The 18673-nt window shown below is 43.1% G+C and carries 13 protein-coding genes and 1 pseudogene; 8 read left to right on the top strand and 6 right to left on the bottom strand.

Annotated features, from left to right (window positions below; all coding sequences use genetic code 11):
• Positions 1-329: 329 nt before the first annotated feature.
• The 6 genes and pseudogenes from AACS92_RS13285 to AACS92_RS13260 all read left to right on the top strand — a co-directional run.
• Positions 330-1313: pseudogene (locus AACS92_RS13285) on the top strand (ISAs1 family transposase); the annotation flags it as partial.
• A 17-nt stretch (positions 1314-1330) separates the two neighbouring features.
• Positions 1331-3613, top strand: coding sequence for an arginine decarboxylase (gene adiA / locus AACS92_RS13280; RefSeq protein WP_099111440.1), 2283 nt, complete (start codon positions 1331-1333; stop codon positions 3611-3613).
• Between the two features lie 3 nt (positions 3614-3616).
• Positions 3617-4945: an arginine/agmatine antiporter gene (gene adiC, locus AACS92_RS13275; RefSeq protein WP_099111439.1), complete on the top strand. Its 1329-nt coding sequence runs from the start codon at positions 3617-3619 to the stop codon at positions 4943-4945.
• 272 nt (positions 4946-5217) lie between these two features.
• On the top strand, positions 5218-5646 hold the full coding sequence (locus tag AACS92_RS13270; RefSeq protein WP_099111438.1) for a universal stress protein: 429 nt from the start codon (positions 5218-5220) through the stop codon (positions 5644-5646).
• Between the two features lie 171 nt (positions 5647-5817).
• Positions 5818-6255: a universal stress protein gene (locus AACS92_RS13265; protein ID WP_099111437.1), complete on the top strand. Its 438-nt coding sequence runs from the start codon at positions 5818-5820 to the stop codon at positions 6253-6255.
• Positions 6256-6364: 109 nt separating this feature from the next.
• Positions 6365-6754 carry a hypothetical protein gene (locus AACS92_RS13260; RefSeq protein ID WP_099111436.1) on the top strand — a complete coding sequence of 130 codons (390 nt, stop codon included), beginning with the start codon at positions 6365-6367 and terminating at the stop codon, positions 6752-6754.
• Between the two features lie 141 nt (positions 6755-6895).
• Here the strand turns inward: AACS92_RS13260 and AACS92_RS13255 are convergent, their stop codons facing one another.
• Positions 6896-7084, bottom strand: coding sequence for a hypothetical protein (locus AACS92_RS13255; protein WP_099111435.1), 189 nt, complete (start codon positions 7082-7084; stop codon positions 6896-6898).
• A 269-nt stretch (positions 7085-7353) separates the two neighbouring features.
• Between AACS92_RS13255 and AACS92_RS13250 the strand changes: the two genes are divergently transcribed.
• Positions 7354-8358 carry an endonuclease gene (locus AACS92_RS13250; RefSeq protein WP_099111434.1) on the top strand — a complete coding sequence of 335 codons (1005 nt, stop codon included), beginning with the start codon at positions 7354-7356 and terminating at the stop codon, positions 8356-8358.
• A gap of 396 nt (positions 8359-8754) precedes the next feature.
• Complete coding sequence (gene phoH / locus AACS92_RS13245) at positions 8755-9552, top strand: phosphate starvation-inducible protein PhoH (protein WP_099111433.1); 798 nt, start codon at positions 8755-8757, stop codon at positions 9550-9552.
• Between the two features lie 209 nt (positions 9553-9761).
• On the opposite strand, the gene AACS92_RS13240 is transcribed toward phoH, so the two are convergent.
• From AACS92_RS13240 to AACS92_RS13220, 5 genes are all read right to left on the bottom strand, one after another.
• On the bottom strand, positions 9762-9920 hold the full coding sequence (locus AACS92_RS13240; RefSeq protein WP_169926615.1) for a DUF2474 domain-containing protein: 159 nt from the start codon (positions 9918-9920) through the stop codon (positions 9762-9764).
• Positions 9901-10908: a cytochrome d ubiquinol oxidase subunit II gene (gene cydB / locus AACS92_RS13235; RefSeq protein WP_099111431.1), complete on the bottom strand. Its 1008-nt coding sequence runs from the start codon at positions 10906-10908 to the stop codon at positions 9901-9903. The genes AACS92_RS13240 and cydB overlap by 20 nt, the downstream gene beginning before the upstream one ends.
• Positions 10898-12235 carry a cytochrome ubiquinol oxidase subunit I gene (locus tag AACS92_RS13230; protein WP_099111430.1) on the bottom strand — a complete coding sequence of 446 codons (1338 nt, stop codon included), beginning with the start codon at positions 12233-12235 and terminating at the stop codon, positions 10898-10900. The genes cydB and AACS92_RS13230 overlap by 11 nt, the downstream gene beginning before the upstream one ends.
• A gap of 490 nt (positions 12236-12725) precedes the next feature.
• A complete protein-coding gene (locus AACS92_RS13225; RefSeq protein ID WP_099111429.1) occupies positions 12726-16886 on the bottom strand; it encodes a non-ribosomal peptide synthetase in 4161 nt (1386 codons plus the stop codon).
• 2 nt (positions 16887-16888) lie between these two features.
• Positions 16889-18673, bottom strand: a 1785-nt coding sequence (locus tag AACS92_RS13220; RefSeq protein ID WP_241538007.1) for a condensation domain-containing protein, incomplete at its 5' end; no start/stop codon positions are given.

The following is an 18673-nucleotide window of genomic DNA, read 5'->3' as shown; positions in this document are numbered from 1 at the left end:
TGCAGAGCAAAATAATGGGATCAGACGGGAATGAGCCAGCAGAAGCGCCTGTTCCCAGAGATTGACAGGTGAGGCCATAGGGCACCTCCCTTAGGATGAAGAAGAAAGAAGATAGCTATCATGACACAATGCCGGTTACGACTGTAGTACTAGGAGCATTTTTCTATACTATAGTAAGCCATGTCTGATTTTCTCCAGTTCGTATTTTTACGATTTTATGGGGTGCTTCAAGAGCAGGGCAAGATCGCGAACGTTTTTCAGTCAAAAATAAATCGATTGCTCCGAAAGGATAGCTGTGATCTTATACTCTCTTTTTGAGAGAAAAAACCATGCACTTTGACATTTTCACCGAACATTTCTCTGAGATTGAAGATCCTCGCCAAACAGCCAAAGTCACTTACCCTTTATTTGACATCTTGTTTGCCTCGCTGTGTGCGGTGATTGCCGGGGCGGAAGGTTGGAGTGATATTCAGGAATATGCCGAAGGTCATCATGAATGGTTTATAAAACAAGGCATGCTTAAAGAGGGCGTTCCTGTGGATGATACCATTGCCCGGGTTATCGCTCACATTAAACCCGAACAGTTTAATTACTGATTTATCAACTGGATGCAGTCAGTTCATCAATTGACTCAAGGGGAGTTGATCGCCATTGATGGCAAAGTATTACGTGGCTCGTACAACCGTGAAGATCGCTATTCAACCCTCCATCTGGTGAGCGCTTATGCTACCGCCAACAAACTGGTTCTTGGTCAGGTCAGGACCCAACTAAAATCCAATGAAATTACCGCGATCCCTGAATTGATTAAGCTGTTGGAGCTAAAAGGCGCACTTATTTCTATTGATGCCATGGGATGCCAAACTCAGATAGCCCAAGAAATTATTGATGCAGGGGCTGACTATTTCCTCAGTGTGAAGGATAACCAACCTACCCTCCAGCGTGCCGTTAAGGATGCATTGGCCAACCAACTTTCAGTCCCCGCCAAAAGAGAAAAAGTTAAAATAGAGCAAGGGCATGGACGCATAGAAATCAGGGAAAGTCATATCATGAGCGCAGGCTCTTTGACAGCCCGTTTTCCGGAGTGGCCAGAATTAAAAACCCTCGGTGTTGTAGTCGGTTATCGACAAGAAAAAGGAAAGCCAGCCAGTTTGGAGTATCGATATTACATCAGTTCAGCGGCGTTAACGGAAGAAGCTTTTGCCCAGGCAGTACGCCACCATTGGCAAATCGAGAATAACCTTCATTGGGTTCTTGACGTCTCCTTTCGGGAAGATAATTGCCAAATCTACCGTAAACATGCGGCAGAAAAGATAGAATAAGGAAAAACGTCATGAAGGTATTGATAGCAAAAAATGAGGTGGGTACAAAGCATCATAGTCATTATATTGAAAACGCAATACATCGCTTGGCAGATAAATTAATTGAACGGGATGTTGAAGTTGTTATTGCGGACTCTTTTGATGATAGCTATACGATAATTGCCGCTAATGAACCCATTGATTGCTTAATGGTTAGTTGTGCATTGATGGATGATGATTTATATCAGCAGATCCAAAAATTACTGAATAAGTTATTTGAGCGTCAGGAAGATGTACCGGTATTCTTATTAAGTGATCGGGAAAAGGCGGTCTTTTTACTGGACCATGCGATGTTGGAACAATTAACTGAATTCGCATGGATACTTGAAGATTCCTCAGATTTTATTACGGGCAGGGCTATTGCTGCGATGCACCGTTATCGTCAGCAATTATTGCCGCCATTAATGTCAGCTTTGATGAATTACAGAAAAATCTATGAATATTCATGGGCTGCACCGGGGCATCAGGGAGGAGTAGGTTTTAATAAAACGCCTGTTGGTCGTATTTATCATGATTATTATGGAGAAAATCTTTTTCGCTCTGATATGGGAATTGAACGATCTTCTTTGGGGTCATTGTTGGATCACACCGGAGCATTCGGCGAGAGTGAAAAAAATACAGCCAGAGTGTTTGGTGCCGATCATTCGTATTCTGTTGTAGTCGGAACATCGGGTTCTAACCGAACTATTATGCAGGCCTGTATGACAGAAGATGATATCGTCATTATTGACCGTAACTGTCATAAATCCATTGAACAGGGGCTGATCCTGACAGGCGCAAAGCCGGTTTATATGCTACCAAGCCGTAATCGATACGGTATTATCGGCCCGATTTATCCGCAGGAAATGGAGACAAAAACACTCCAGAAAAAGCTGAAACAGAACCCGCTGACCAAAGATATGGTGAAGAAAAAACCTGTCTACACTGTGGTGACAAACTGTACTTATGATGGCGTTTGTTATAACGCCAAACATGTACCAAACCTGCTGGATAAAAGCGTTGATAGAATTCATTTTGATGAAGCATGGTATGGTTATGCTCGTTTTAATCCTGTCTATCATGACCATTATGCCATGCGGGGTGACCCAAAAACACATAAAGGGCCAACCGTTTTTGCTACACATTCATCCCATAAACTCTTGAATGCACTATCACAGGCCTCTTTTATCCATGTGCGAGATGGCCGTAATCCGATAGATTTTTCAAGATTTAACCAAGCCTATATGATGCATGCGACAACGTCACCTCTGTATGCGATCTGTGCTTCAAATGATATTGCTACTTCAATGATGGACGGTAACAGTGGTTATTCGCTTACTCAGGAAGTTATTGAAGAAGCAGTCGATTTTCGTCAGGCATTAGCACGTTTGTATCGGGATTTCAGTAAAAAAGGTGACTGGTTCTTTAAACCGTGGAATCAGGAGCAAGTGACAGATCCTGCCACAGGCAAGAAAATGCTTTTTGCAGATGCTCCGCGGGATTTGCTGACCACAAAACAGAGCTGCTGGACGATGAACCCCGGTGACAGTTGGCATGGGTTTGAAGATCTGCCGAATGACTGGAGTATGCTTGATCCAATTAAAGTCAGTATTCTCACTCCGGGTATGGGAGACAACGGCAAGTTATTGAAACAGGGGGTGCCGGCAGCACTGGTGACAGCATGGTTAAGCCAGCATGGTATAGTTCCGACGCGTACTACAGATTTTCAGATCATGTTCCTGTTTTCAATGGGAATTACCAAAGGGAAATGGGGCACATTACTTAATACCCTGCTTTCATTTAAACATCATTATGATGCTAATACGCCTTTGAGTAAGGTATTTCCTGATTTAGTCCACGACTATCCGGATGTCTATAGCACGTCAGGAGTAAGAGATCTAGGCGACAAAATGTTCGCTTACTTACACAAAAATAACCCCGGTGAGAAACTGAATCAGGCATACGCGATGCTGCCTGAAGTTGACATGATACCTAGGGCAGCCTATCAGGCGATTGTGACCAATGATGTGGAATTGGTCGCGCTCGATAAACTTCCTCATCGTATTGCCGCGAACTCAATTATTCCTTATCCACCCGGTATTCCTATGCTGATGTCAGGGGAAAACTTCGGTGATAAAAATAGTCCGCAGATTAGCTATCTGCATGCATTGCAAAAATGGGATCATGAATTTCCCGGCTTTGAGCATGAAACGGAAGGGACGGAAATCATTAATGGTATCTACCACGTTATGTGCGTAAAGCGTAAGGGAAAATAAATTATGGCTACAGTTGCGGAATCAACAAAAGTGGGTTTGATCCCCGTTACATTAATGGTAGCGGGAAATATCATGGGATCGGGTGTTTTTCTACTGCCGGCGAGTCTGGCGGCAACAGGAGGAATAGCGATTCTTGGATGGCTGGTTACCATCATTGGTGCCGTCGGGTTATCCATTGTCTATGCCAAGATTTCTTCGCTGGATGATAGCCCGGGCGGTTCTTATGCTTATGCAAGGAGAGCTTTCGGGCCATTTTTAGGTTATCAGACTAACGTCCTTTACTGGCTGGCCTGCTGGATTGGTAATATCGCGATGGTTGTGATTGGAGTAGGCTATATCAGCTACTTTTTCCCCATTCTGAAAGATCCGGTTATTTCAACATTTACCTGTATAGCAATACTGTGGATATTTGTTTTCCTGAATATTATTGGGCCTCATGTCATTACCCGAGTTCAGGCGGTTGCGACAACTCTGGCTCTGATCCCGATTGTCGCCGTTGCTGTATTTGGCTGGTTTTGGTTCAACGGTTCAACCTATATGGATGCCTGGAACGTTAGCGGCATGAACACGTTTAGCGCCATTCAAAGTACCTTAAACGTAACATTATGGTCTTTCATCGGTGTTGAAAGTGCCTCAGTTGCTGCTGGTGTAGTTAAAAATCCCAAACGAAATGTACCGATTGCCACGATTGGTGGCGTGTTAATTGCTGCTATGTGTTATGTCTTATCCAGCAGTGTGATTATGGGGATGATCCCGAACGCGAGTCTGGTTATTTCATCTTCGCCATTTGGTGATGCTGCCCGTTTGGCGCTGGGGGATACAGCCGGCGCAATCGTTGCATTCTGTGCAGCAGCAGGCTGTTTGGGGTCATTGGGGGGATGGACATTGCTTGCTGGTCAGACGGCAAAAGCCGCAGCTGATGATGGTTTATTTCCTAAAGTCTTTGCCAAAGTGAACAAAGCAGGAACGCCGGTGGTAGGTCTGTTGATACTGGGTGTTTTAATGACTGTTGTCCAATTCAGCAGTATCTCTCCTAATGCGGCAAAAGAGTTCAGTCTGGTTTCATCTGTTTCAGTGATTTTTACCCTGATACCTTATCTGTATACCTGTGCGGCATTATTGTTACTTGGTCACGGTCATTTTGGTCAGGAAAAAGGGCGTTATATTGCGGTTACATTCATCGCCTTTGTTTACTGTATCTGGGCTGTAGTGGGTACAGGAGCAAAAGAAGTTGTCTGGACGCTGGTGGCTATGATGGTCATCACAGCCATGTATACCTTTAACTACAATACAAAACACCCGGCTCCTTTTCCGTTAGAGAAAAAAGATTAACCTAATTTATATTTAAAAAGGTGCTGCATATCAGCACCTTTTTTGTTTTATTTTTTAGGCTAAACTGATTTCGTTAATACAATATATTGCAGGCTGGGGGGATATAGAACCCCAATATATATTGAAATCCACTGAATATAACTATTTGTTTATTAGCCTGGTTTAACCCTAAGATGTTGAGTTGTTAGACAACTCACAGTAAGTAGTACCGGATCTTAATATACTCGTAGAATCAGCTAATTTAGGTAGTTGAGTTAATAGGAGCGTGCATTATGTACAGAACTATTTTATTACCGGTAGATATCTCTGAGGATGAACTGACAAGCAAAGCTGTTCACTGCGCGCTTAACATAGCCAGAGAAACAGGTGCTAAATTACATATTTTACATGTATTACCCATTTCATCCGCGATTATTAATGCTTACGCATTAGGCTATATGGAAATTAAAGATAAAGCGACTATTACTGCTGAGAAGGATCTGGGCAAGCTGGTTGCTTCCATTGATCTACCTGCTGAGCGTATTAGTTACTCTATTGCTTTTGGTTCACCAAGAGATGAAATCACTGCCACGGCTGATGAGCTGGGCGCTGATCTTATTGTGATTGGTTCAAGGCGGCCGAATATTACTACTCATTTACTGGGCTCCAACTCTGCGGCAGTCGTCAGATATGCGAAGACGTCCGTATTGGTTGTGAGGTAGTTATCTGAATTAACTGTTGCAGCTTAGCGGTTATTAGTGGTTTTTGTTGTGGTTTCACTAATTGTAAAAACGTAATGGTATGGCGGCTATACCCCACGCATTTCAAGATGCAGCCAAAAAAAGCTACGGCTTGGAAAACGATGGGAAATATTCGATTACAGGGGAGTAAATATGTATAAAACGATTTTGGTTCCAATAGATATTGCTGAAGATCACCTGACTGACAATGCACTCAAGCATGCGGAGTTTTTGGCAAAAATTTCTGATGCAAAGGTTCATCTGTTTCACTCGGTGCCTGATATTTCGAGATTTTCTGTAAGCTATAGCTATCATTATGATTTACTGAGCGCCTTTGCGAAAAAAGCCATTGCAAATTCCGAAGAGGAACTCAAGAAAGTTGTAGAAAAAATCAACTTACCGAAGGATAAAGTATCATTTTCCGTCGCCTTTGGCTCACCAAGAGATAAAGTACTCTCTACTGCCCGTGAAATCGGGGCTGATCTGATCATTGTCGGTTCACGCAGGCCTGATATTTCAACTCATCTACTGGGTTCTAACGCATCGGGGATTGTGGGGTACGCGAATATTTCCGTATTAGTTGTTCGTTAAGCTAAGTTGCACCAATATTTATTAACCCCGTCAGATATTTTTATCTGGCGGGGTTAATAGTCAATGGCAGTAAATATTATTTTTTCTTATGTTTATGGAAGGGTATACTATGTCTTATTCTACTGTTGTGGTAAGTGCTTTAAAATATATGCTTGAAACAGATAATGTTACTACTTCAGATATTGAAAGCTATTTTTCTCATGATTATATTCAGGTAGCCAATGGCAATGAGCTTCTCTTCAATGATTTTGTTTCACATATTAACGTATTAAAAGAAGCTTTAATAAGTACGAATATTAATATTTTATCCGTAGCAGAAAATGGAAATAATGTTCATACCCATCACTTAGTCAAGGTAGTCAAAAAAGATGGAACTCATGCGGAATTTGAAGTATTTGCCAGATTCCTGCTTAGCGAAGGAAAAATTACCCACTGTTATGAACTGACCAGAAAGATCATCGGTGATGAACAGGATGATGATTTGGGGTTTAGGAAATAATATCGTTTATTATAACTTTAATATCGCTTAACTTTTATTATGTCAGTTTTAAGTATTAATTAATCTTAACAGATTAGCAATAAAGGGAGCCATTAATTCAACGATGGTTCCCTTTGCTTATTTTTCAGACATGTAATGTAGTCATTGTTCATCAGAAAATGAATTTAAAGTAATATCTAACTGATTTTTACCTGCGATGATAACCTGAATTTGTAAGTTATTTTCTGAAGTATTAATTGTGTTAATTGTAACTTCTTCATTTCCTGAATATTTTTTCACAACATCCAGTAGCTCGTGTTCAAGCTGTTCAATTTTAGTGTTAATTGTCATTTATGGTATTAAATATTCTAAAGTTGATTTAATTTTACCCAAATAAATTGAGTGCAATAGCTTAATAAACAAGGTATTTGAGCCTTTAAAGTTGTAATAAATTAACTTATTCGATGAATTAAGTGATATTAGTTTTGACAAACTAAAATAACAAACTGGCACTGTAATAAAAATTAAGCAAGATTTGAAACATAAAAAATGTGTCATTTATTTGTCTATTCAGGCAGGATAACAGATTGGTATTATACAACAAGTAAATAGGTATTATTTTGAGCAATAATATTCGCCTTTGGGCAAATTATCTTTTATTTTTTGGGTTTATTGTATCTTTTAACGCATGGAGTGCCCCGGCCAACTTTGAGCAGGCTAAAGTCGAATCGCGAAAATATGTTTATGCTGGGCTGGAAAAGTCAGGTATTGGTACTTTGTATTGTGGCTGCGATTGGCAATGGGTTGGTAAAAGTGGTGGACGCGTTGACTTACCTTCATGTAACTATCATGTAAGGTCGCAGCAGAATCGAGCTGAACGCATCGAGTGGGAGCATATTGTGCCAGCATGGGTATTCGGTCATCAGAGACAATGTTGGCAGAATGGCGGGAGAAAAAACTGTGTTGATAGTGACCCGGCATTTCGTGTAATAGAATCGGATCTGCATAATCTGGCCCCTTCTATTGGTGAAGTAAACGGGGATCGCAGCAATTTAGGGTATGGAATGGCTGCCAGAAATCTGCCCAACATGTATGGTGCCTGTAGTAGTAAAGTTGATTTTAAATCACGTTTGTTTGAGCCGCGTGACAAAGTGAAAGGTATGGTGGCCAGAGTTTATTTCTATATGCATGATCGCTATAACCTGACAATGTCGCGTCAGCAGCAGCAGTTAATGATGGCCTGGGATCGGCAATATCCTGTGGAAGCCTGGGAGCGTGAAAGAGATAATCGTATCGCCCGGATTATGGGGCACCACAATCCATTCGTTACTGGAAGCAAAAAGTGGCAGTTAGGGCATAAAAATTCAGGTCAGGGGATTACCGGGCAAACTGATAGCCGAAATGTAAATGCTGCACGGTCAGTATCAGAACCGGTTTCAGTGACTAAATCAACAGCTAAATCCGCTGAAAATGAAGCGATTAAAGGGAATAAAAATAGCATGATATATCATCTTTCTCATTGCTCAGGGTATAAAACCACGTCAGAGAAAAATGCGGTTTATTTTCGTTCAGAATCTGAAGCCCAGAAAGCCGGGTATCATTTGGCCGCTAATTGTAAAAAATAATTAACACTGGCTGAGTTGTTATTTTATGTTTTTATTGCTTTGTGATTTATCAATCAAAAGTTAAAAAATGTTTCAGTAAAATTTAAATTGTTACCTTGTCATAAATAAAAAATTGTCATTATACTGACATCATAGTCCGCTAAATTTAGTCTGGTTACGGTAAAGCGGATATGCGAGGAATGCCGATGACAGATACTGAAACAATTACAATTCAGTCAGGAAGTGAACCGGTGATGAAGACCGAACTGCCAACAGAAAGGCGGTTGTCTCATCACCGGTTTTTTTATGGGTCTTAATGAGCTGAAAAGGGAGCTCACTTCTATTCAATATAACGCAGTTATTCTATATCGGTGATAGAACACCGCAAGTGTGAAGCCAACGATAAGGTGTGCGACTATGAGTAGACAAAAAGCAGTGATGAAATCTCGCCGCGAAGTCAGGAGAATGCTAAAAAAAGATATGCGTCAGTCTCGTTATCGCAATGATAATAATGTTACCTCATTAGTACAGATTGGCGGAGTAGAAGCGATTGGAATGGCACGTGAAAACAGGGATACCTCTGAAATTCGCCCACGCAATGAAGTGCAGTACCGTTACATGCGCGCTATTAAGAATAAACAATTGGTTATTGCTGATGGTGAAGCGGGTTGTGGCAAAACGTTTATCAGTACAGCAATGGCAGCAGATGCACTGATTAATAAAGAGGTTGATAAAATCATCGTGACACGTCCGGTATTGCAGGCGGAAGAAGACTTGGGTTATCTGCCGGGCGATGTGGCAGAAAAGTTTGCGCCATATTTCCGCCCAGTTTATGAGGTGTTATTAAAACGTATGGGCGCATCGTTTTTGCAATACTGTCTTCGTCCTGAAATTGGAAAAGTTGAGATAGCTCCTTTTGCTTATATGCGTGGCAGGACATTTGAAAATGCGTTTGTGATCCTTGATGAAGCACAAAATGTGACGATTAATCAAATGAAAATGTTTTTAACCCGGTTGGGAGAAAACGTAACTGTTATTGTGAATGGAGATATCAGCCAGTGCGATTTACCGGACAGCACCAAATCAGGGCTGGCAGATGCGCTGGAACGTTTTTTTAATGATGAAGCAATTGGTGTAATTCATTTTTCTCAGGAAGATTGTGTGCGCTCTAAGTTATGTCAAAAAGCATTGCAGGCTTATAGTTCTCCAGTCTAATTGAGAATAAAGATTGCTCAGAAGAGTAATTGAAAGGGTGAAGGATATGTAGCTCAACAAAACGGCTTCATTTATTGCTTTCTATATTATGTTGCAATTATGAAGCCGTTAAATATTTGTAGAAAGAATCCGAATAACTAAATCAAATATCTAATATAAAAATATTGCTATTGATTATGTTCTAATAAAATCAGGCAGAAAATGAATAATTACTTAACCTTCATTCCGGCTGCTGTCATTAAGAAACGGAATAAAGTCGAGACGGCATAAAGCGTTAATACACTACAACACCAGATAGTTATCATCCAGCCCAATCGTTTCCATAGCGGAGAATGTGAATGTTCTGTGTTAGTGGTAGCCTTGTTCATGGGTGATTTTTCCTCGGAAGACATAATAACTCCAATAGGTATAAGTCAATATTATTGGGATGATAAATAGTGCACCGACAAGCATAAAACCCAGAGACTCAGGAGGAGATGCAGCCTCTTCGTAGCTGATAAAAGGGGGAATGATATTTGGCCAGATGCTGATCCCTAACCCGCTGAACCCCATGAATACGAGTAATAATGCTGCTAAAAACGGCGTGTAATGACCGCCATTCTGGTTCGCAACCAGCAGTTTCCAGCCTGACCATAAAACCAGTAATGGCACAGGCAGAAAGAAAAACAGGTTAGGCAGACTAAACCAGCGATCAGCAATAGCTGGCTGAGAAAGCGGTGTCCAGACACTGACGATAGTGATGATTACCAGCATCAGTAAAGTTAATGGACGCAGAAGCCTGAGCATTTTTTTCTGCAAATGCCCTTCGGTTTTCATCACCAGCCAGCCACATCCCAGTAGCCCATAAGCGATAAGCAGACCAAAACCGCAAAATAACGGAAAGGGTGAAAGCCAATCGAAGCTCCCACCAATATAGGTACGATTTTCTACAGGAAAGCCTTCAATAACAGCCCCGACGACGACACCCTGTATAAAAGTCGCAATGATTGAACCGGCAATAAATGCTTTATCCCAAATCGGCTGATGTTTTGGCGCGGATTTGAAACGGAACTCGAACGCTACGCCGCGGAATATCAGCCCTAATAACATAAGAGTTAATGGAATTGCCAGCGCATCCAGAATCACCGCATAGGCCAGAGGAAAAGCACCGAATAGACCTGCGCCACCCAACACCAGCCAGGTTTCGTTACCATCCCAGACGGGGGCAACAGAATTCATCATTAAATCACGATCTGCCTGCCCCTTAATCATGGGATATAAGATACCTATACCAAGATCAAAGCCATCCATCACGATATACATCATGGTACTGAAGATGATAATCAGGAACCAGATTAGAGGAAGATCAATACCCATTTGTTAACTCCTTATTGGGGCCTTTACGGATCAGTTTCATCATATAAGCATAACCAGTCCCGAAAACAGCGCCGTAGACGATAAAGAAGATAAGCAGGCTGATGCTCATATGGAATTCGCCATGAGCAGATACCGCATCTTTCGTGCGCATCAGGCCATAGACAACCCACGGTTGACGGCCGATTTCCGTGGTGAACCATCCGGCGAGTATGGCAATCAGACCGGAAGGTGCCATCAGAAGCATAAAGCGGAGAAACGCCCGGCTCTGGTACAACCGTTTTTTATAGCGCAGCCACAACCCCCAGACTCCCGCCAGAATCATTAATAATCCCAGTCCGACCATCACCCGGAATGACCAGAACACCATAAAAGCATTAGGACGATCTTCTGGTGCAAATTCTTTTAATGCCGGAACCTGTTTATCAATGCTGTGTGTCAAGATAATACTGGCAAGGTAGGGAATTTTGATGGCGTAACGGGTCTCTTCTGCTGCTTGGTCGGGAATACCGAATAGAATGAGCGGAGTGGCTTCGCCGGGATGGTTTTCCCAATGGCCTTCCATCGCAGCAACTTTGGCAGGCTGATGTTTCAGGGTATTCAGACCATGTAAATCACCGATAAACGCCTGTAACGGAGCAATGATCAGAATCAGCCACATCGCCATTGACAGCATTTTTTTCATGGCGGACGAATCATTGCCTTTCAGCAAATGCCAGGCAGCGGAAGCGGCAATAAAGAACGCAGAAGCGAGAAATGCTGCTGTTCCCATATGCAGCAAACGATAAGGAAAAGAGGGGTTGAAGATAACGGCCAGCCAATCTACGGGAACAATCTGGTTATCAATAATTTCATGGCCTTGTGGCGTCTGCATCCAGCTATTGGATGCCAGTATCCAAAATGTAGAGATAATTGTACCGAGTGCCACCATGCAGGTGGCGAAAAAATGGAGTTTTTCACCCACCCGATTCCAGCCGAACAGCATAACGCCAAGAAAACCGGCCTCAAGGAAAAACGCGGTAAGCACTTCATAAACGAGCAAAGGGCCGGTGATGCTTCCGGCAAACTCAGAGAAAAAACTCCAGTTAGTGCCGAACTGGTAGGCCATGACTAAACCGGAAACCACGCCCATACCAAAATTAATGCCAAAGATTTTTGCCCAGAAGTGGTATAGCGTTTTGTAGTCTGTATTACGTGTTTTCAGCCATAAGCCTTCCAGCAGAGCAAGAAAACTGGCTAAACCTATCGTAATAGCGGGAAAGATAATATGAAAAGAAACGGTAAATGCGAATTGTATCCTTGCAAGTTCAAGGGCAGTTAACCCGAACATAGTTACCTCATTCTATTTGTTATAAGAAAAACCAATGAAAAAGTACGAATGAGTAAAGCATGGATATTTAACATATAACAGTAACAATTTTTTGTTTATTTAATATAACAGTTTGATGTAATCAATTAATTAACATATTGAATACAATATGGAAACATCAAACTTGTAGAAGAGATAATATGGAAATAAATACTTTATTATCGGTATATATATATTTAGTGTGACAACTGTACCCTATGCCAATGCTAAAGAAGACCTTAAAGAGAAAAATTATTGAAGAATATAGTTTTATCATCATGAAATAGATACTGACTAAATTATTTATACCAACGTAGAAAAATAGATATAAAGGTAGTATTGAACATAGTGGAAAAATTATTCGCGTAGAATATTCAAACAATACAAAGAGCTATATGACTGGACATTTTATCGAACAAGAGGCTGGTAATACCAGCCTCATAATCGCCACCAAATTAGTTTATATTAATGCCTATTCCTTAATTCCTAATGCATTAATTATTTCCTTGCGAATAACAGAAGTACATTCAAGAATATTATTATGATGGTGGTTTTTTAATAGCTTAATTTCTAATGGATTAATTACCCATTGAGAAATATTATTATCAGTCACTTTTATGATTGATTTAGTCAACTCTACATGCGAAGAGTCATTATAGTCAGGATTGATTTCACCTGCTTTGAATAGCGTAATATTTGTATGTTTTAATATTCCGCTTAAGTCACAATCAGCTATTTTGTATTCAAATGGTACAGCCTCCAATACTTTATTGATATAGGTTTCACTGGCACCCATTTTCTGTAGTTTATCAGTGAGTAATAGGTTTATATTTGATATTTCAATGTTATTTCTAAGTATTTTAGTCTCAGCGTCGTTAATTACCGTATCTAATAAGAACAACTGGATTTTTTGTACGCCAATCTGTTCTAATTGATAGGCAATTTCCATCGCTAACTGTCCACCTAATGACCAGCCTAAGATCCGGATAGGTTGATTAATAGAGGTTTCAGCCATAATTAGCTGCATATAAATATTAGCTAATTTTTGTAATGAATCTATTTGGTTATCTGTACTGAGATTGTAATTATCGATACCAATGCAGTTGTAGTTATCCGCTAGTGTATTTGCCAGAGTAACATAAGATTCACTACCGCCATTAGCGGGATGAATCATAAATAGTTTATCCGTTGCCATTGACTCTGGTGTTAGGAAATTAAGTAAACTGATTTTTTTATTATCCGTTACCAGCCATTGGGATAATAAAGCAATGCACTTGCAACTGAATAAGATATTTAACGGAATATCAACGGCCATTTTATGGCGTATTGCCGAAGTGAGTTTAATCGCCAGCAGAGAATTGCCGCCGATACGGAAGAAGTTATCTTCAATACCCACCCGCTCCAGCCCTAAAACTGCCTGCCAGATAGCGCACAGTTGGGTTTCCAGCACATTGCGGGGTGCGACATAACTGTCTCTGTTCCCGAAAACCGGCTCGGGCAAGGCTCTGCGGTTGACTTTGCCGTTCAGCGTTAGCGGAATAGCGTCCATAAAAGTAAAACTGGTGGGCAGCATATAGTCTGGCAGGCGATCAGATAAGTGCGCAAGCAACATATCATCGGAGACAGTGTCCTCGGTAACCAGATACGCCGCCAGTACCTTATGACCCTGATGCTCATGGTCAATCACGACCGCCTGTTTGATCTGTGAATAGGCCATCAGCGCACTTTCAATTTCGCCCAGTTCAATACGGAAGCCGCGAATTTTAACCTGAAAATCGTTGCGACCGAGATAGTCAATATTGCCATCGGGCAGCCAGCGACCCAAATCACCGGTTTTGTACATGAGTGCTCCCGGCTCGTTAGAGAACGGGCAGCCCAGGAAACGTTCAGCCGTTAATTCAGGGCGATTGAGATACCCGCGGGCAACGCCTTTTCCGGCGATATAAATTTCGCCGGTGACTCCCCACGGTACCGGCTGACCATGCGGGTCAAGAATATAGATTTGCGTGTTGGCTATCGGGCGCCCGATCGGTGGTAACGTTGGCCAGTGCTCAGTCTCATTGTCCAGCGTGTATGACGTTACCACGTGACTTTCTGTCGGGCCGTAATGATTATGTAACCGGCAATGACGAGCGTGTCGTAGTAGACGCTGAATGGCGGGGGTGATACGTAATTGTTCACCGGCGGTAATAATATGTTTCAGGCAGGAAAGATCGTTTTCTTCATTGAGGTTGACGGACTCAGCAAAATGCTGGAGAGCAACATAAGGCAGAAAGATTCGCTCAATCTGTTTTTGCTGAACCAATTTAAGGAGCTGCTGAGGCTCCCGGCGTAGGGCTTCACTAATTAACACCAGACAGCCGCCTTCACACAGCGTGGTAAAGATTTCCTGAAACGCAACATCAAAACCCAGTGCTGCAAATTGCAGGGTTTTTCCGGCGGTCGTAGGGTGTTCAGGCGTATGGCGATGCCAGTGCAGCAGGTTTGATAACGCGGACTGCGGCATTTCCACCCCTTTGGGTAAGCCGGTGGAGCCGGAAGTGTAGATCACATAGGCCAGATGGTGAGATGCCAGTGCCGGAACTACCGGATCATGAGCTGGCTGGTCGGTGAGATAAGCCGGTTGTTCATCGAGTAATACGGTATGACTGGCCGAGGGAAGAGAAGCTTCCAGAGCCTGTGCAAAAGTAGACTGGGTAAGTAGAGCTACGGGGGCCGAATCTCTAAGCATGTGAGCCAATCGCTCGCCCGGAAGGGCGGGATCGAGTGGTACATAAGCCCCACCGGCTTTAAGAATGGCGAGTAAGCCCACCACCATCTCCGGGCTGCGTTCAACACATATGGCAACACGCTCGTCAGGGCATACCCCCAGCGTAATCAGATAGTGAGCCAGGTGATTGGCACGGCGGTTAAGTTCCCCATAGCTCAATACCTGTTCTTCAAATTCCACTGCAATGGCATCAGGAAGTTGAGCCGCCTGCGCTTCAAACAACTGTGGCAGGGTTTTGTCCTGTGGATAAGGCGCATCGGTTTGGTTCCAACTGTGCAGCAAAGTATGACGCTCTTCCTCACTGAGACAGGTGATAGCGGTATGAGACTGTTCCGGATGACAGGCGACTTCGTGCAGAATACGTTCAAGCTGCTCCAGCAAGCGTAATGCCTGTTCGTCCTCCAGCCAGTCTTTCCCATAATTAAATTTGATGACTAAACGGTTACCTTGCTCATACGCTATCAATGACAATGGATAATCCACTTTCTCCACTGCGCGGCGAAATGTCAGTGTCTGTTCGATGCCGGTTTGGTTCTCGTCTGCCACCGGAGAAGGGTAATTTTCAAACACTAACAGGCTGTGAAATAACCGTTCTCCGTCAGATTGCAGACTGGCGAGAGAAACGGCACTGTGGCTGTTGAGGTCGGCGATATTTTTCTGGATATGTTGTAAAACGGCGACGATGCTGTCGGTTTGTTTCCACTGCACAGCCAGAGGCAACGTATTGATATAAAGACCGACACTGGACTCGATCCCTGCAACGGGAATATCCCGACCGGAGACGGTTGTGCCGACAATTGTCTGCTCATCAGCGGTGTAAATGTGCAACAGTTTATGCCAGGCAAATTGCAGCGCCACATTCAGCGTCACTCCGTGTCTCCGGCAGGTGTTTTTAAGCTGCTCATAAGCGTTACCCTGCACAGTGAGTCGCTTTTCTGCCGGTTTTTCGATCATTTTTATCTGGGTCAAGTCAATCCGGTGGCTTAGCAGCGCCGATAAATCGTTTGTGCCCTGCCATTGGGCCTTACGCTCAGACCAATAACTATCCGTATCGGTCTGATGATTGCGGTAATATTGTTGGGCGTCCAGATAAGTGTTATCTACAACGATTTCAGGTGTGCGGCCCTGTGCGAGTGCGTTGTAATAGCTATGAACGGTTTGCAATAAAATCGGGTAGCTCCAGCCATCAATGATGCTGTGGTGTAGGGTGATAACCACGGTAATCAATTGTTGATGTTGTTTAATCAGGGTAAAGCGCGCTAATCCGGGCTGACGTAAATTGAATGGCAGGGAGAGATCATGTTGTGAGAGCGTATCAATCGCCCTGTTTTTTTCTTCTTCTGATAAAGGGGTAATATCTTCGTGTCTGAAATTTGTCGCATTAATACTGGCACCTGTTGTGACGATTTGTAATATTTCTCCTTCCCAATGAAAGGCGGTTCTGAGGATCGGGAAACAGAGCGAAGCTAGTGTCCAGGCTTGTTGGTAAGCGTCAACATCAATAGAGGTGTGGTAATCCAATAGCAGCTGTACGCGATAAGCATCATCCTGTGGCTGAGAAAGATAATGATAGACAAACCCCTGTTGCAAGCTGGTGGCAGGGAAAATAGCCTCAATCTTTTTGTTGCTGGATGAAGTCGCAGGCCTACCAGCATAATTTTCAAGGGAAATAAAACGTTTAAAGTCTTCTACTGAGAAGATATTTTTTTCATTTAAAAAATTAAGAATGTTTTCTTTTTTCTGTTTAACTTGATCAATAAGTTGGTCAGGGGGCGTTTCCCCTGTGAATGTCAGTTTCAACTTATTTTCATAAACCCATACTGATGCCTGATTTTTGTTAAGTTCTTTAAATAGCGTCAACATTTCTATAAATCCAAAGTAGTTTCATTTTCGGAGTCGTGGGGTGAACTGACATTATTGGTATGTTCAAAATGGTGAGTTATCTGGTTGAATTGCTCCAGCGAAACACCCTTGATACCGTAATCACTGGGAGTCATTATTTCTCCCGTTCGTGACTGTTTTTGCGCTGTGGTGATGATGTGATTGAGTGCCTGCTCAAATGCCCGGGTAAACAGGGCTGTCTTAGTCTGTGGCAGGCGGGAATCGACATAAAACCGCAGTTTTCCGGCCTGAACGGCGCCATTAATTCCTAACAGAGAATGACCGCCGTTTTCGCTGGCTATCATCGTTCCGCAATCATCATTGGTGATTGACCAGTCCTGATGGCTGGCACTGCCTAACTGTCCAAGATAGTTGAAACTGATAGCAGGCAAATCATCGTTCAGATAACCCGCCTGTTGTAATGCGCCGTAACCAATACCTTTGTTTGGCACAGCGCGCAGCATCTCTTTGGTATGGATAAGGGTGTCGGTTATATTTGCCTGATTTTCCAGACGAACCGGGTACATAGTAGTAAACCAGCCAACGGTTTCGGAAATATCTATTGTGTTATCAATAGATTCCCGCCCGTGTCCTTCCAGAAGGATATGGTTGACAGATTTGTCGAAGGTATCCTGCAAGGCCACGGTCAACGCACTCAACAATAAGTCATTAATTTCGGTGTGAAAACCTGCGTTAGCTTCATGTAGCAGGATATCGGTCATTTCTGCCGAGATTTCCAGCTGATGGCGTATGAGATTATCCAACGTAGGTTTGCTGTTATTACCTGCCAGCACTTGTTTCCAGTAAGGCACTTCATGTTGATGCTGCCGGGCATACTGCTGAACAGCGGCAACCCATTGGCGATAACTGCTGGTTTTCGCAGGCAGGGGCATTCCCTGTAATAGCAAACGCATATCTTCCGCAATAATCCGCCAGGACACCGCATCAATAATCAGATGATGGAAGGCGAAGAATAATCGGGTACTGCCATCAGCATAGCCAGTCAGATGGGCGGCCTGCCAGAGTGGCCCGTTGTGATAATTGAACCCACTTTGCCACTGGGTAAGTTGCTGGTGGAGTTCTTCCTGACTGCACTGACGGATATCACGGTGTTTTAACCGAGGTTGTGAAGACGGAATATCCGCAGAATAACACTGGCGATAGCCGTTTTTGGTAACGAAAAAACGACAGCGCAGCATATCGTGCCGCTCAGTTAATGCAGCCAGCGCTTGTTCAATCTGTATGATTTGGATATCGCTGGGGATCTGAATCATAAAGGCCTGATTCCAGTGATGGGGCTGAGCTAACTGCCAGCCAAAGAAGGTTTGCTGAACAGGCAGTAAAGCAAACTCTCCGTTCAATAACCCTTGTTCGGCAAAGATTTCGGCAGTAGACGCTGTTTGCATCAGTAATACCGCTAATTGTGCCACGGTCGGTGCCTCAAAAATGGTTTTCACCTGAAGCGAAAAACCGGCCTGACGCAGCTTGGACACCAACTGGAGACTAATAATGGAGTCACCACCAATGCGGAAGAAATTATCGTGGATGCTTATCTGCTCCAGCCCTAAAACCGCCTGCCAGATAGCACAAAGCTGGGTTTCTAAGGCATTACGGGGCGCAACATAATTTTCTCTGTCACCGAAAACCGGCTCCGGCAAGGCTCTGCGGTTCACTTTGCCGTTCAGCGTTAGCGGAATAGCCTCCATAAAGGTAAAACTGGCGGGCAGCATATAGTCCGGCAGACGAGCAGATAAGTGCGTCAGCAGCAT

This window comes from Xenorhabdus sp. KJ12.1 (genome assembly GCF_963876495.1).
Taxonomy (GTDB): Bacteria; Pseudomonadota; Gammaproteobacteria; order Enterobacterales; family Enterobacteriaceae; genus Xenorhabdus; species Xenorhabdus stockiae.
This window is presented reverse-complemented; position numbering and strand designations above follow the sequence as displayed.